This is a genomic window from Streptomyces sp. BI87 (assembly GCF_025957665.1).
Taxonomy (GTDB): Bacteria; Actinomycetota; Actinomycetes; order Streptomycetales; family Streptomycetaceae; genus Streptomyces; species Streptomyces albidoflavus.
The window spans coordinates 3701893-3715820 of record NZ_CP110079.1 but is presented as its reverse complement, the minus strand read 5'-3'; the positions used below and the strand labels follow the sequence as shown (position 1 = coordinate 3715820).

Annotated in this window: 15 protein-coding genes; 7 read left to right on the top strand and 8 right to left on the bottom strand. The window is 73.6% G+C overall.

Going from position 1 to position 13928, the window contains the following annotated elements; all coding sequences use genetic code 11:
* Positions 1-45: 45 nt before the first annotated feature.
* The 4 genes from nhaA (at position 46) to OIM89_RS16395 (ending at position 3571) form a co-directional block, all read left to right on the top strand.
* Complete coding sequence (gene nhaA / locus OIM89_RS16410; protein ID WP_047470432.1) at positions 46-1446, top strand: Na+/H+ antiporter NhaA; 1401 nt, start codon at positions 46-48, stop codon at positions 1444-1446.
* 311 nt (positions 1447-1757) lie between these two features.
* Positions 1758-2300 (top strand): phage holin family protein, encoded by a 543-nt coding sequence (locus OIM89_RS16405; RefSeq protein ID WP_226965465.1) that lies wholly within the window; start codon positions 1758-1760, stop codon positions 2298-2300.
* Positions 2297-3235 (top strand): alpha/beta fold hydrolase, encoded by a 939-nt coding sequence (locus OIM89_RS16400; protein WP_003949642.1) that lies wholly within the window; start codon positions 2297-2299, stop codon positions 3233-3235. The genes OIM89_RS16405 and OIM89_RS16400 overlap by 4 nt, the downstream gene beginning before the upstream one ends.
* Positions 3236-3382: 147 nt before the next feature.
* Positions 3383-3571, top strand: coding sequence for a hypothetical protein (locus tag OIM89_RS16395; protein ID WP_030698243.1), 189 nt, complete (start codon positions 3383-3385; stop codon positions 3569-3571).
* 157 nt (positions 3572-3728) lie between these two features.
* Here the strand turns inward: OIM89_RS16395 and OIM89_RS16390 are convergent, their stop codons facing one another.
* From OIM89_RS16390 to nth, 3 genes are all read right to left on the bottom strand, one after another.
* A complete protein-coding gene (locus tag OIM89_RS16390) occupies positions 3729-4928 on the bottom strand; it encodes a MarP family serine protease (protein WP_030698244.1) in 1200 nt (399 codons plus the stop codon).
* 210 nt (positions 4929-5138) lie between these two features.
* Positions 5139-5870, bottom strand: coding sequence for an NUDIX hydrolase (locus OIM89_RS16385; protein ID WP_047470437.1), 732 nt, complete (start codon positions 5868-5870; stop codon positions 5139-5141).
* 88 nt (positions 5871-5958) lie between these two features.
* Positions 5959-6876, bottom strand: a complete 918-nt coding sequence (gene nth, locus OIM89_RS16380; protein ID WP_226965466.1) for an endonuclease III — start codon at positions 6874-6876, stop codon at positions 5959-5961.
* A gap of 559 nt (positions 6877-7435) precedes the next feature.
* On the opposite strand from nth, the gene OIM89_RS16375 reads away from it, so the two are divergent.
* Positions 7436-8110: a Crp/Fnr family transcriptional regulator gene (locus tag OIM89_RS16375; RefSeq protein WP_003949637.1), complete on the top strand. Its 675-nt coding sequence runs from the start codon at positions 7436-7438 to the stop codon at positions 8108-8110.
* A gap of 72 nt (positions 8111-8182) precedes the next feature.
* On the opposite strand, the gene OIM89_RS16370 is transcribed toward OIM89_RS16375, so the two are convergent.
* The 4 genes from OIM89_RS16370 to OIM89_RS16355 all read right to left on the bottom strand — a co-directional run bounded on the left by OIM89_RS16370 (position 8183) and on the right by OIM89_RS16355 (position 10629).
* The gene (locus OIM89_RS16370; RefSeq protein WP_030698247.1) at positions 8183-9001 is read right to left on the bottom strand and encodes an MBL fold metallo-hydrolase; all 819 of its coding nucleotides are present in this window, start codon (positions 8999-9001) and stop codon (positions 8183-8185) included.
* A complete protein-coding gene (locus tag OIM89_RS16365) occupies positions 8998-9888 on the bottom strand; it encodes an NUDIX hydrolase (RefSeq protein ID WP_217466902.1) in 891 nt (296 codons plus the stop codon). The genes OIM89_RS16370 and OIM89_RS16365 overlap by 4 nt, the downstream gene beginning before the upstream one ends.
* A 118-nt stretch (positions 9889-10006) precedes the next feature.
* The gene (locus OIM89_RS16360; protein WP_003949634.1) at positions 10007-10474 is read right to left on the bottom strand and encodes a RidA family protein; all 468 of its coding nucleotides are present in this window, start codon (positions 10472-10474) and stop codon (positions 10007-10009) included.
* Positions 10471-10629, bottom strand: coding sequence for a hypothetical protein (locus OIM89_RS16355; RefSeq protein WP_003949633.1), 159 nt, complete (start codon positions 10627-10629; stop codon positions 10471-10473). Before OIM89_RS16355 ends, OIM89_RS16360 begins: the two co-directional genes overlap by 4 nt.
* An 85-nt stretch (positions 10630-10714) precedes the next feature.
* Here OIM89_RS16355 and OIM89_RS16350 point away from each other — a divergent pair, with 85 nt between their 5' ends.
* Positions 10715-11704, top strand: coding sequence for an ArsA family ATPase (locus OIM89_RS16350; protein WP_264491386.1), 990 nt, complete (start codon positions 10715-10717; stop codon positions 11702-11704).
* Between the two features lie 31 nt (positions 11705-11735).
* Positions 11736-13070 carry an ArsA family ATPase gene (locus OIM89_RS16345; protein ID WP_264491385.1) on the top strand — a complete coding sequence of 445 codons (1335 nt, stop codon included), beginning with the start codon at positions 11736-11738 and terminating at the stop codon, positions 13068-13070.
* Between the two features lie 169 nt (positions 13071-13239).
* Here the strand turns inward: OIM89_RS16345 and OIM89_RS16340 are convergent, their stop codons facing one another.
* The gene (locus OIM89_RS16340) at positions 13240-13614 is read right to left on the bottom strand and encodes a WhiB family transcriptional regulator (protein WP_010643923.1); all 375 of its coding nucleotides are present in this window, start codon (positions 13612-13614) and stop codon (positions 13240-13242) included.
* Positions 13615-13928: the final 314 nt, after the last annotated feature.

Here is a 13928-nt window from a genome sequence, read left to right as displayed (position 1 = left end):
GATGCCCGTTCAGCCGTACCCGGACTCCGACGAAGGACCCCCTCAATGACCGGCTCCACTCCCACCGGCCCGCCCGGCGCCTTCAGCCGCCCCTCGCTGCCCGAGCGCACCCGCCTCGCCGACGCACTCCGTACCGAGACGGTCGGCGGCATACTGCTGCTGGTCGCCGCCGTCGCCGCCCTGATCTGGGCCAACGTCGGCTCCGACAGCTATGCGGCGGTCCGCGACTTCCACTTCGGCCCGGCCGTGCTCGGCCTCGATCTGTCGATCGGGCACTGGGCCGCCGACGGCCTGCTCGCGATCTTCTTCTTCGTCGCGGGCGTCGAACTGAAGCGGGAACTGGTCGCGGGCGAACTGCGCGACCCGCGCCGCGCCCTGCTGCCGGTGGTCGCCGCGGTCTGCGGCATGATCGTCCCCGCGCTCGTCTACGTCGTGGTCAACGTGACCGGCGGCGGCGCCCTCACCGGCTGGGCCGTCCCGACCGCCACCGACATCGCCTTCGCCCTGGCGGTTCTCGCGGTCATCGGCACCTCGCTGCCCTCGGCGCTCCGCGCCTTCCTGCTGACCCTCGCGGTGGTCGACGACCTCTTCGCCATCCTGATCATCGCCGTCTTCTTCACCAGCGACCTGAACTTCCTCGCCCTCGGCGGCGCCGTGGTGGGCCTCGCCCTCTTCTGGTTCCTCCTGCGCACCGGAGTCCGCGGCTGGTACGTCTACGTGCCCCTCGCCTTCACCATCTGGGCGCTGATGTACAACAGCGGCATCCACGCCACCATCGCCGGTGTCGCGATGGGCCTGATGCTCCGCTGCACCGCCCGGGAGGGCGAGGACCACTCCCCCGGCGAGCACGTCGAACACCTGGTGCGCCCGGTCTCCGCCGGCCTCGCCGTCCCGCTCTTCGCCCTGTTCGCGGCGGGCGTCTCGGTCTCCGGAGGGGCGCTGGCCGACATCTTCACCCGGCCGGAAACGCTCGGCGTCGTGCTCGGCCTCGTCGTCGGCAAGACCTTCGGCATCTTCGGCGGCACCTGGCTGACCGCCCGCTTCACCCGCGCCTCGCTCAGCGACGACCTCGCCTGGCCGGACGTCTTCGCCGTCGCCTCCCTGGCCGGGATCGGCTTCACCGTCTCCCTGCTCATCGGCGAGCTGGCGTTCAGCGACGATCCGGTGCTGGCCGACGAGATCAAGGCGTCGGTGCTGGTCGGCTCGCTCACCGCGACGCTGCTCGCCACCGTGCTGCTGCGGATGCGGAACGCCAAGTACCGCAAGCTCTGGGAGGCCGAGGAGCGCGACGAGGACGAGAACGCGATCCCGGACATAGACGAGCAGGACGACCCGGCCCACCACCGCCGCCTCGCCGACCGGTACGAGAAGCTCGCCGCCGAGCACCGGGCCCGCGCCGAGGCCCTGGAGGCGGACGACACGCCGAACCCGCCGCCCGGCGCCTGACGGGCCGCCACCCGGCGGTCCCGCTCACGAGGGTTTCCCCGCCCGGACAGGCATGTTCCGCGCCCGGACGGGGATGCGCCGAGGCGGAGAACGGGGCGTACGCCGGTGGTGTCCGGGCCGGACTCCCGCACCGCGAGGAAGCGCTGGGCGCCGCCGTCCGGCATGATCTGACGGAGCAGTAACCACAAGCACCGGACGCGCGGGACCGGCCCCGGGGCCACCACCGTGCGGCCGGGCCGGAGCGGAAGACGCCGGAGCGGACGTCGGACGAGATGCCGGTGGGGACACCGGGAGAGAAGAGGGAGATCGCGATGAGCGCACCCGTAGGCGCAGACCGCAGCCTCGGCCAGCTGGTGGCCTCGGCCACCGCCGAGCTGTCCGCGCTGGTGCACGACGAGATCGCGCTGGCGAAGACGCAGCTCAAGCAGGATGTGAAGCGCGGCGTCGTCGGCAGCGCGGCCGGGATCGCCGCCCTGACGGTGCTGATCTTCTCCCTGCCGATGCTGAGCTTCGCGCTCGCCTACGGCTTCCGGACCTGGACCGGCTGGAACATGGCGATCTGCTTCCTGCTCTCCTTCGCCGTCAACGTGCTGGTCGCGGCGGTGCTCGGCCTGGTCGCGCTCGTCTTCATGAAGAAGGCGAAGAAGGGCAAGGGCCCGCAGAAGACCGTGGCCTCCGCCAAGCAGACGGCCGCCGTCCTCCAGAACGCCAAGCCGCACCCCCGCCCCGAGCCGGCCGGCGTCCTGCCCACCGTCTCGGGCCGCCCCTACCCCGCCGCGGCCGTGGAGGCCAAGGGCGCGCACCTGGACCGTGGCGGTGAGGGAGGCACGGCTGTGGCACGCTCGTCCTCATGACGGACCCCGCCACCCATCCGGCCCAACCCGCCACCATCATCCGGCCCGACGGCCCCTGGACCCACCGGGACGTCGCGGCCAACGGCGCGCGCTTCCACATCGCCGAGGCCGGTGAGGGGCCGCTGGTCCTGCTGCTGCACGGCTTCCCGCAGTTCTGGTGGAGCTGGCGGCACCAGCTGACGGCGCTCGCCGAGGCCGGGTACCGGGCCGTCGCGATGGACCTGCGCGGGGTCGGCGGCAGCGACCGCACCCCGCGCGGCTACGACCCCGCCAACCTCGCCCTCGACGTCACCGGCGTCATCCGCTCCCTCGGCGAGCCCGACGCCGCCCTGGTCGGCCACGACCTCGGCGGCTACCTCGCCTGGACCGCCGCCGTGATGCGCCCCAAGCTGGTGCGCCGGCTGGTGGTCTCCTCGATGCCGCACCCCCGCCGCTGGCGCTCGGCGATGCTGACCGACCTGCGGCAGACCCGGGCCGGGTCGTACATCTGGGGGTTCCAGCGGCCCTGGGTCCCCGAACGTCAGCTGGTGGCGGACGAGGCGGCGCTGACCGGGCGGCTGATCCGCGAGTGGTCGGGGCCCAGGCTCCCCGACGACGAGGCGGTCGACACCTACCGGCAGGCCATCAGCATCCCGTCCACGGCGCACTGCTCGATCGAGCCGTACCGCTGGATGGTGCGCTCCATGGCCCGGCCCGACGGCGCCCAGTTCAACCGCCGCATGAAGCTGCCCGTCCGCGTCCCCACACTCCATCTGCACGGGGCGCTCGACCCGGTGATGCGCACCCGCAGCGCCGCCGGTTCCGGGGAGTACGTGGAGGCGCCGTACCGCTGGCGGCTCTTCGAGGGGCTCGGGCACTTCCCGCACGAGGAGGACCCGGAGCTCTTCTCGCACGAGCTGATCAGCTGGCTGAAGGACCCCGAGCCGGACCGCTGAGCCGTCGGCGCTGCGCTCGGGGCGACGGGGCGCGTCCGCGCGCGCTCCGGCACAGCTGTTCGCTCCGGCGCGACTTGCCCCGCGCATACGCCAATTGGGCGCCCCCGCCGCGGTTACCGACCATGGGGCGCGGGCACACGTCCGGGTATGGGCTGGACGCACGACTACAACGACGTAGCACGCAACCGCCGCCTGGCCGCCGCGCCGGGCACGCGCCGCCGGGGTGATCTCCGGGACCGGGGGCTCGCACCCGATTCCCGGGAGATCGGCATTCCCCGCATCCTCCGCCGCCGCGCCCGCTGGGTCTCGGCGCGACTGCGGCACACCCGCGACTGAGCCGGTCTCCGTGGCCTGACTGCCTCACCGAGGCGCCTGCCCGCACCGCTCCGGACGCACACACCCCTTTCCCGACCCGACACCCGCGCCCCACCGAGCCCGCCCCCGACACAGGGCGGGCTTGCTCATGGGCGCAGGGGAACCGGCCGGGCGGGGCCTACATGGCGCAGGCGTCGCTGGAGACCGGCTGGCTGGCCCGGCGGCCCTCCCGCACGTCCTCGCGGACCTCGTCGGCGGTGAGGGCGTAGCCGGTGTCCTCGTCGTCCAGGGACTTGGCGAAGATGACGCCGTACACCTCGCCCTTCGGGGTGAGGAGGGGGCCGCCGGAGTTGCCCTGGCGGACGGTGGCGTAGAGCGAGAAGACGTCGCGGCTGACGGTGCCGCGGCGGTAGATGTCGGGGCCGTCGGCGGTGATGCGGCCGCGGACGCGGGCGGCGCGCACGTCGTACCCGCCGTTCTCCGGGAAGCCGGCGACGATGGCGCTGTCGCCGCGCTCGGCGTCCTGGGAGGCGAAGTTGAGGGCGGGGGCCTGGAGCTCGGGGACGTCCAGGACGGCGATGTCCTTCTCCCAGTCGTAGAGGACGACCGTGGCGTCGTAGCGGCGGCCCTCGCCGCCGATCTGGACGGTCGGCTCGTCGACGCCGCCGACGACATGGGCGTTGGTCATGACGCGCCGCTCGTCGAAGACGAAGCCGGTGCCTTCCAGGACCTTGCTACAGCTCTGCGCGGTGCCGACGACCTTGACGATGGAACGCTTCGCCTTCTGCGCCACGGGGCTGGCGGCGAGGCCGGAGTCGGGCGGCTGGACCTCGGTGATCGGCTCGTTGGCGAAGGGGCTGAAGACCTGCGGGAAGCCGTTCTGCGCGAGGACCGAGCGGAAGTCGGCGAACCAGGTGCCGGCCTGCTCCGGCAGGGCCCGGTCGACGCCCTGGAGCACCTTGGAGCCGCGCACCTCCTTGCCGACGGTCGGCAGGGTCGTGCCGGCCAGCAGCCCGCCGATCAGCCAGGCGACCAGGAGCATGGCGACGACGTTGACCACGGCGCCGCCGGTGGCGTCCAGCGCGCGGGCCGGGGTCCAGGTGATGTGGCGGCGGAGCTTGTTGCCCAGGTGGGTGGTGAGGGCCTGGCCGACCGAGGCGCAGACGATGACGATGACCACCGCGACGACGGCGGCGACCGTACTGACCTCCGCGTCGTCGGTGACGGCGTCCCAGAGGACGGGCAGCAGCAGCACGGCGGCCAGTCCGCCGCCGAGGAACCCGATCACCGACAGGATGCCGATGACGAACCCCTGGCGGTATCCGACCACCGCGAACCACACGGCGGCGATCAGCAGCAGGATGTCCAGCACGTTCACCGAATCTGCCCTCTCCTTAGTCGTGCCTGGGCACCTGGTCGTTGCCTGGAAGCTGCTGTCCGGTCGGCACCGGATCACGCCGCCGCGTCCCGTGGGTTCGGTCACACGACGGCACCGGGCGCGCGGCCTCCGCCACCACGGCGGCGCACCACGCACCCGTGCCCACGCGACCGTCCGGAACGCGCCGGTGGCCGCGCCCCCGTCACCTTGTCATGCGTGCCGGTCGAGCGTGACCTGCTTTGTACGGTCCCAGGGCTGCTCCCAGCCCGCGTAGTGCAGGATGCGGTCGATCACGCCGGCGGTGAATCCCCAGACCAGGGCCGACTCGACAAGGAAGGCGGGACCGGCGTGGCCCAGCGGGTGGACGGCGGTGGCGCGGTTGGCCGGGTCGGTGAGGTCGGCCACCGGCACGGTGAAGACGCGGGCCGTCTCGCCCGGGTCCACCACCCGGACCGGGGTCGGATCGCGCCACCAGGCGACCACCGGCGTCACCACGAAGCCGCTCACCGGGATGTACAGCTTCGGCAGCACGCCGAACGGCTGGACGCCCAGCGGGTCGAGGCCGGTCTCCTCCTCGGCCTCCCGCAGGGCGGCCCGCAGCGGGCCCGTGGTGAGCGGGTCGCCGTCCTCCGGATCGAGGGAACCGCCGGGGAAGGAGGGCTGGCCGGCGTGGGAGCGCAGCTTGGCGGCGCGCTCTATGAGCAGCAGTTCGGGTCCGCGCGGCCCCTCGCCGAAGAGGACCAGGACCGCCGACTGGCGGCCCGCCCCGCTCTCGGGCGGGAGGTAGCTGCTGAGCTGGCGCGGGCGCACCGTGTCCACGACGTGCGCCACCGGCCGCAGCCACTCGGGCAGGCCCTTGTCGCTCACCGTCACGCGCTCCTCGCGCTCCTCCTCGCGGACGCCGCTGGGGACGTCCTGGTCGATTCCGCCGGTCTGGGTCATCGGCACCCCCGTCTCTGTGAACACAACGCGGCGCGCACCGCGGATCGTTCCGGCCCCTCGCGGCCGGGCCCCGGGTCCCGTAAGCCCGTCATCGCGGCCCCGCCTCGGGAGCGGCGAGGCCCGGGTAGTCCGGCGGGGGCTTCAGGCGCTGGCCGGGGAAGCCGCCCTTCTCGTACTTCAGCAGCTTCTTCGCCTTCTCCGGGTCGGTCTCGCCCTCGCCGTACGACGGGCAGAGGGGGGCGATCGGGCAGGCCCCGCAGGCGGGTTTGCGGGAGTGGCAGATGCGGCGGCCGTGGAAGATGACGCGGTGCGAGAGCATCGTCCAGTCCTTCTTCGGGAAGATCGCCGCGACCGCCGCCTCGACCTTCTCCGGGTCGGTCTCCTCGGTCCACTTCCAGCGGCGCACCAGCCGGCCGAAGTGGGTGTCGACGGTGAGCCCGGGGACGCCGAAGGCGTTGCCCAGCACGACGAAGGCGGTCTTGCGGCCGACGCCGGGCAGCGAGACCAGGTCGTCCAGCCTGCCCGGCACCTCGCCGCCGAACCGGTCCCGCAGGGCGGCCGAGAGGCCCAGCAGCGAGCGGGCCTTGGCGCGGAAGAACCCGGTCGGCCGGATCAGCTCCTCCAGTTGCTCGGGCGGCGCCGCGGCCAGGTCCTCGGGCGTCGGGTATTTCGCGAAGAGGGCGGGTGTCGTCTGATTGACCCTCAGGTCGGTGGTCTGCGCCGAGAGGACGGTGGCGACCAGGAGCTGGAAGGGGTTCTCGAAGTCCAGCTCCGGGTGGGCGTAGGGATAGACCTCGGCCAGCTCGCGGTTGATCCGGCGGGCCCGGCGGACCATGGCCAGGTGCGACTCGCGCCAGGGCCCGCCGTCGAGGGCGGCTCCCTGGACGGACTTGGAGGCGCCGCGCTTCGCCGGGGCCGGGGGCGCGGCGGGCTCGCGGACGACGGGCGGCTTCGCGGCGTCGTCCGGTTTCTTCGCGGCGGGCTCCCGCCCGGTGCTCTTCGCCATGGCACGAAGGCTACGCCGGACGACCGACACCGGGCGGGAACCTCACGAGAGCCCCACCCCCTCCCACCCGCCCCTCACCTGCGCACCCACGCCGCGCCACCTCCCGCCTCGTACACCCGTACGTGTGTACGACATGACGGTGCGTGTGCGCGACCGGCAGGCGGGTAGGCGGTCGGGGCGCCGCCGGTGCGACGCGCGCGTTGCGCTGTTCGGTGACGCGCGTCCGCCTATCGGACGCACTCGCGAAAGGGGGCCGCTTTGCCGTTCCTTTACCTCCGGCACCCCCGGAAGCGGGGGCGTTCGCCCACAGCGCAACGGCAGGCCGTGCCCTCCCGCGACAACGCCGTGGCCTGCACTCCAGCCGCTTCCCGCAAGGGCTCCGGGCCGGCTCCGGCCGTCACCCGGACGGCCCCACCAGGGCCCTGGGACCCTCCGATCGGCCCCCTGCCGCACGGAACGGCACACCCGTCCGGCATCCTTGTGACTGATCGCACTGTTTGACCCGTCCGGCAAAATGGGGACCACGGTTCCCTGAGCAGGTCGACATAGGAGAGAACTCGTGGACGATGTTCTGCGGCGCGCGCCGCTCTTCGCGGCGCTCGACGACGAGCAGGCCGCGGAGCTCCGCGCCTCCATGAGCGAGGCGACCCTCGCCCGTGGCGACGCGCTGTTCCACGAAGGCGACCCCGGCGACCGCCTGTACGTGGTCACCGAGGGCAAGGTGAAGCTCCACCGCACTTCCCCCGACGGCCGGGAGAACATGCTGGCCGTGCTCGGCCCCGGCGAGCTGATCGGTGAGCTGTCGCTCTTCGACCCCGGCCCCCGTACGGCCACCGCCAGCGCCCTGACCGAGGTCAAGCTCCTCGGCCTGGGCCACGGCGACCTCCAGCCGTGGCTCAACGCCCGGCCCGAGGTGGCCTCGGCCCTGCTGCGCGCCGTCGCCCGGCGCCTGCGCAAGACCAACGACCAGATGTCCGACCTGGTCTTCTCCGACGTGCCCGGCCGCGTGGCCCGGGCCCTCCTGGACCTCTCCCGGCGCTTCGGGGTGCAGTCCGAGGAAGGCATCCACGTCGTGCACGACCTGACCCAGGAGGAGCTGGCCCAGCTCGTCGGCGCCTCCCGCGAGACGGTCAACAAGGCCCTCGCGGACTTCGCCGGCCGCGGCTGGCTGCGCCTGGAGGCCCGCGCGGTCATCCTGCTCGACGTCGAGCGCCTGGCGAAGCGCTCGCGCTGACCCACCCGGAAGGGCCGGGCAGGGCCGCACCAGACCGGGGCGGGCCCGTCCGGCCCTTCGGCATGCCCGGGCTCAGCCGCCGAGCAGGTACTCCAGCTGGGCCCGCACCGACAGCTCGGCCGCCGGCCACAGGCTCCGGTCCACGGCCGCGTAGACCAGCGCGACGACCTCGCCCGGCTCGGTGACCCCGGCCTCCACCGCCGCCCTGACCTGGTCGAGACGGGCGGAGCGGTGGGCGAGGTAGAACTCCAGCGCCCCCTGCGCGTCGTCGAGGACCGGGCCGTGGCCGGGCAGGACGGTGCTGACGCCGTCGTCGGTGGTCAGCGAGTGGAGCCGCCGCAGCGAGTCGAGGTACTCGCCGAGCCGTCCGTCGGGGTGGGCGACCATCGTGGTGCCCCGCCCGAGGACGGTGTCCCCGGTCAGCACGGCCCGGTCGGCGGGCAGGTGGAAGCTGAGCGAGTCGGAGGTGTGCCCGGGGGTCGGCACCACCCGCAGCTCCAGCCCGCCGGTGGTGACGACGTCCCCGGCGCCGAGCCCCTCGTCGCCCAGCCGCAGCGCCGGGTCGAGCGCGCGCACCCTGGTCCCGGTCAGCTCGGCGAAGCGGGCGGCGCCCTCGGCGTGGTCGGCGTGGCCGTGGGTGAGCAGGGTCAGCCCGATCCGCCGCCCGGCCGCCTCGGCGGTGGCCACGACCGCCCTCAGGTGCCCCTCGTCCAGCGGCCCCGGGTCGATGACCACGGCGAGGTCCGAGCCGGGCTCGGCGACGAGCCAGGTGTTGGTGCCGTCCAGCGTCATCGCCGAGGGGTTGGGCGCGAGGACGTTGACGGCGCGGGCGGTGGCCGGGCCCGCGACGGCGCCCCGGGGCTGCCCGGGCAGGGCGGCGGCGTCGGTCATGACTGCTGACCCTCCAGCGGTATGCGCGGCCCGGTCGGCACGTGCTTGGTGAACTCCTCGTGCCCCGGCCAGGTCAGCACGACCTCCTCGCCGCGCAGCTCGGCCTCGGCCACCACCGGGGTGAGGTCCTGGCCGGCGGCGCCCGCCAGGGCCTCGGCGGCGCTCGCGTACGGCAGCAGGGCGCGCAGGGTGGCGATGGTGGGCGGCATCATCAGCAGCTCGCCCCGGTCGTAGCGGGCGGCGGCGTCGGCGGGCCGGGCCCATTCGGTGCGGTCGGCCTCGCCGGAGGTCTCGACGGTGACCTGTCCGGCGGGGAGCACGGCGGCGAAGAACCAGGTGTCGTAGCGGCGGGGCTCGAACTCCGGGGTGATCCAGCGCGCCCAGGCGCCCAGCAGGTCGGAGCGGAGGACGAGGCCGCGCCGGTCGAGGAAGTCGGCGAAGGACAGCTCGTGCCCCTCCAGCGCGGCGCGGTCGGCCGCCCACTGATCGCCCGTGGTGTCGGCGACGACGCTGTCGGGTCCGGGGCCGGCCAGCAGCACCCCGGCCTCCTCGAAGGTCTCCCGCACCGCCGCGCAGACCACCGCCTGCGCCTCGGCCGGGCTCACCCCCAGCCGCTCGCCCCAGCTCTCCAGCGACGGCCCGGCCCACCGCACGGGCCCCTCGTCGCGCGGGTCGACCCCGCCGCCGGGGTAGGCGTACGCGCCGCCCGCGAAGGCCATCGAGGCGCGCCGCCGCAGCATGTGGACGCGGAGCCCCGTGCCGCCGGGCTCGTCGCGCAGGAGCATGACCGTGGCGGCCCGCCGGGGGGTCGCCGGGGTGAGTTCGCCGCTGGCCAGGGCCCTGATGCGGGCGGGCCACTCGGGCGGGTACCACTGACCGTTCGCCATGGCCGGAGGCTATCCGCTGCGGCCGGAATCTTCGAGAGCCGCCCGCACGCCCCCGGGAACGCGGAACGCGCCGCTCCCCGTGGGGAACGGCGCGTACGCGTGCGGAGGAGGGACGGGATCAGGCGGAGACCAGCTCCACCTGGATCTCCACCTCGACCGGGGCGTCCAGCGGCAGCACGGCCACGCCGACGGCGCTGCGGGCGTGCACGCCCTTGTCGCCGAGGACCTCGCCGAGGAGTTCGCTGGCGCCGTTGATCACGGCGGGCTGGCCGGTGAAGTCCTGGGCCGAGGCGACGAACCCGGTGACCTTCACCACGCGGGCGACCCGGTCCAGGTCACCGGCGACCGATTTCACGGCGGCCAGGGCGTTCAGCGCGCAGACCCGCGCCAGGTCCTTGGCGTCCTCGGGCGTCACCTCGGCGCCGACCTTGCCGGTCAGCGGAAGCGCGCCGTCCACCATGGGCAGCTGGCCCGAGGTGAACACGTACACCCCGGAGGTCACCGCGGGCTGGTACGAGGCGAGCGGCGGCACCACGTCGGGCAGGGTCAGCCCCAGCTCGACGATGCGTGCCTCGACCGCGCTCACGCCTTCTCGCGCTTGAGGTAGGCGACGAGCTGCTCGGGGTTGGGGCCGGGCACGACCTGCACCAGCTCCCAGCCGTCCTCGCCCCAGGTGTCCAGGATCTGCTTGGTCGCGTGCACGAGGAGCGGCACCGTCGCGTACTCGAATTTCTTGGTCATGGGGCGAGCGTAACGGCTCGCGGGACCCACCCCGCGCGGGCGGTCTCATGCGTACCGGGACGCCCCAGTGGTTAGGCTCGATGGCGTGAGCAGGCTCCAGGTCGTCAGTGGCAAGGGCGGGACCGGTAAGACGACGGTCGCCGCCGCACTCGCGCTCGCCCTCGCCTCGCGGGGGCGGCGGACCCTGCTGGTCGAGGTCGAGGGCCGGCAGGGCATCGCCCAGGTCTTCGAGACCGAGCCGCTGCCCTACGAGGAGCGGAAGATCGCGGCCGCGCCCGGCGGCGGCGAGGTGTACGCGCTGGCCATCGACCCGGAGCTGGCCCTCCTGGACTACCTCCAGATGTTCTACAAGCTCGGCGGCGCCGGCCGCGCCCTCAAGAAGCTCGGCGCCATCGACTTCGCCACCACCGTCGCCCCCGGCCTGCGCGACGTCCTGCTCACCGGCAAGGCGTGCGAGGCGGTCCGCCGCAAGGACAAGAAAGGCCGCTACGCCTACGACCACGTGGTCATGGACGCCCCGCCCACCGGCCGCGTCACCCGCTTCCTCAACGTCAACGACGAGGTCGCCGGACTCGCCAAGGTCGGCCCGATACACCATCAGGCGCAGGCGGTCATGGGCGTTCTGAAGTCCCCGCAGACCGAGGTCCACCTGGTCACGCTGCTGGAGGAGATGCCGGTCCAGGAGACCGTCGACGGCATCGCCGAGCTGCGCGGGGCCGGGCTGCCGGTCGGCCGCGTCGCCGTCAACATGGTCCGCCCGGCCCTGCTCGGCGACGCCGCCCTGCGCACCGCGCTCCGGTCCCCGTCGCACACCGCCGTCGCCAAGGCGCTCTCCACCGCCGGCCTCGGCGGCGCCCGGCGCGGCGGCAAGGCCGAGCGCCTGGTCGACCCGCTCCTGGAGCAGGCCGGCGAGTACGCCGAGCGGAACACCCTGGAGCGCGCCCAGCGCTCCGTCCTGACCGGCCTCGGCCTCCCTCTGCACGAGCTGCCGCTGCTCACCGAGGGCATGGACCTGGCCGGCGTCTACGAACTGTCGGCGCTCCTGCGCGAGCAGGGCGTCGGGGCCACGGCCTGACCCGGTGAGCCCGGAGCGAGGAGGACCCCAGGTGAGTCTGGAACCGGCGAATCCGCTCGCCGTCGATCCGCTGCTGGACGACCCGGAGACGCGGATCGTGGTCTGCTGCGGCTCCGGTGGCGTCGGCAAGACGACGACGGCCGCCGCGCTGGGCCTGCGCGCCGCCGAACGCGGCCGCCGCGTCGTGGTGCTCACCATCGACCCGGCCCGCCGCCTCGCCCAGTCCATGGGCATCGACTCGCTGGACAACGTCCCGCGCCAGGTCCCCGGCATCGAGGGCAAGGGCGAGCTGCACGCGATGATGCTGGACATGAAGCGGACCTTCGACGAGATCGTGGAGGCCCACGCCGACCCGGAGCGGGCCCGCGCGATCCTGGAGAACCCCTTCTACCAGTCGCTGTCGGCCGGGTTCGCCGGGACGCAGGAGTACATGGCGATGGAGAAGCTCGGCCAGCTCCGCGCCACCGACGCCTGGGACCTCATCGTCGTCGACACCCCGCCCTCGCGTTCCGCCCTGGACTTCCTGGACGCCCCCAAGCGGCTCGGCTCGTTCCTGGACGGCAAGCTCATCCGGCTGCTGATGGCGCCGGCGAAGGTCGGCGGCCGGGCCGGGATGAAGTTCCTGAACGCCGGGATGTCGATGATGACCGGCGTCCTCGGCAAGCTCCTCGGCGGCCAGCTCCTGCGCGACGTCCAGACCTTCGTGGCCGCCATGGACTCCATGTTCGGCGGCTTCCGCACCCGCGCCGACGCCACGTTCCAGCTGCTCCAGGCGCCGGGCACGGCCTTCCTGGTGGTGGCGGCGCCCGAGCGGGACGCGCTGCGCGAGGCCGCGTACTTCGTGGAGCGGCTCGGCGCGGAGAAGATGCCACTGGCCGGGCTGGTCCTCAACCGCGTGCACTCCAGCGGCGCCGCCCAGCTCTCCGCCGAGCAGGCACTGGCGGCGGCGGAAAATCTTGACGTCGGCGGCATTGTGGATCAGCCGCCCGGGAAAGCTGGACTCGTCGGTAACTCCGCCCCCGAGGCCGCCACCGACCGCGCCACCTCCTCCGGTCCCGGCTCCCCCGCCGACCAGGACGGCGTACGCGCGGACACGGCTGCCGGGGCAGAGGAGGAGAAGGATACAGACGAGGAAGTTCCGGTTCCGGTCGAGGAGTTGACGGCGGGCCTGCTGCGCCTGCACGCCGAACGCATGCGCCTGCTCGCCCGCGAGCAGCGCACCCGCGACCGCTTCACGGCCCGGCACCCCGAGGTACCGCTCGCCGAGGTACCCGCCCTGCCGGGCGACGTGCACGATCTGGCGGGCCTGCGCGCCATCGGCACGCACCTGGCCGAGGCCGGCACCGGCCCGGCGGACGAAGCCTGACCGCAGGCGCGAGCGCGCGTACGGCGAGAGCCCGGCCACGGGCATCCCGCGCCGACCTCCGTCCCCGTGACGGTGCACCCCGTGCGCCGCCCACGTCCGGGATCAGGCGCCCGGCCGTCGCCGGCCCGCGCCTGGTTCCCGTACTCCTCGCTCGCCCTTGCCGACCGGTCTAGCCGACGGCGAGCAGCCGCGCGTAGACCTCGCGGTCGTCGGCGGTCAGCGCGGAGCTGTCGTTCACCTCCGCGTCGGCGGGCAGCAGGCCCACCCCGCGCTCGTACTCCACGCGCGCGGTCTCCAGCAACCGTCGCCACGACGTGACGGTGGGCCGCCGGCGCAGCAGCGCTCGGCGCTCCCGCTCGGTCATGCCACCCCACACGCCGAACTCGACGCGGTTGTCCAGCGCGTCGGCCAGGCACTCCGTACGCACCGGGCATCCGGTGCACACCGCCTTGGCCCTGTTCTGCGCTGCTCCTTGTACGAACAGTTCATCCGGATCGGTAGTGCGGCAGGCGGCCTGCGCACTCCAGTCGGTCACCCAGCCCATACCGGCGCCGTCCTCTCCCGAATCGAGGCTCCCCCACGGCGGCAGCGGCATATTCACCGCAGCCAGTTGAGGACGTTACGGAAGCCGGGCACAGCACAACACCCCCAGCGGGCCCAATCTTGAATGGCCCGAACGGACTATGCGTACGCGGCAGATCACCCAACGGAGTGACCTGAGGACATACGGGGCCTTCCCGGCGCATGAGGACGTTCGGCCAGGGACATGAAGGACATCAGCACACGGACACCCCCATAGCGCCGCCGGGCGGCGGTGATGGGGCGGGTGGTGCCACCGGTCCTCGGGTGTCGGATGTT

Coding starts and splice junctions, on each gene's coding strand:
- nhaA (WP_047470432.1), top strand. CDS start 46: ATGACCGGCTCCACTCCCACCGGCCCGCCCGGCGCCTTCAGCCGCCCC.
- OIM89_RS16405 (WP_226965465.1), top strand. CDS start 1,758: ATGAGCGCACCCGTAGGCGCAGACCGCAGCCTCGGCCAGCTGGTGGCC.
- OIM89_RS16400 (WP_003949642.1), top strand. CDS start 2,297: ATGACGGACCCCGCCACCCATCCGGCCCAACCCGCCACCATCATCCGG.
- OIM89_RS16395 (WP_030698243.1), top strand. CDS start 3,383: ATGGGCTGGACGCACGACTACAACGACGTAGCACGCAACCGCCGCCTG.
- OIM89_RS16385 (WP_047470437.1), bottom strand. CDS start 5,870: ATGACCCAGACCGGCGGAATCGACCAGGACGTCCCCAGCGGCGTCCGC.
- nth (WP_226965466.1), bottom strand. CDS start 6,876: ATGGCGAAGAGCACCGGGCGGGAGCCCGCCGCGAAGAAACCGGACGAC.
- OIM89_RS16370 (WP_030698247.1), bottom strand. CDS start 9,001: ATGACCGACGCCGCCGCCCTGCCCGGGCAGCCCCGGGGCGCCGTCGCG.
- OIM89_RS16365 (WP_217466902.1), bottom strand. CDS start 9,888: ATGGCGAACGGTCAGTGGTACCCGCCCGAGTGGCCCGCCCGCATCAGG.
- OIM89_RS16355 (WP_003949633.1), bottom strand. CDS start 10,629: ATGACCAAGAAATTCGAGTACGCGACGGTGCCGCTCCTCGTGCACGCG.
- OIM89_RS16340 (WP_010643923.1), bottom strand. CDS start 13,614: ATGGGCTGGGTGACCGACTGGAGTGCGCAGGCCGCCTGCCGCACTACC.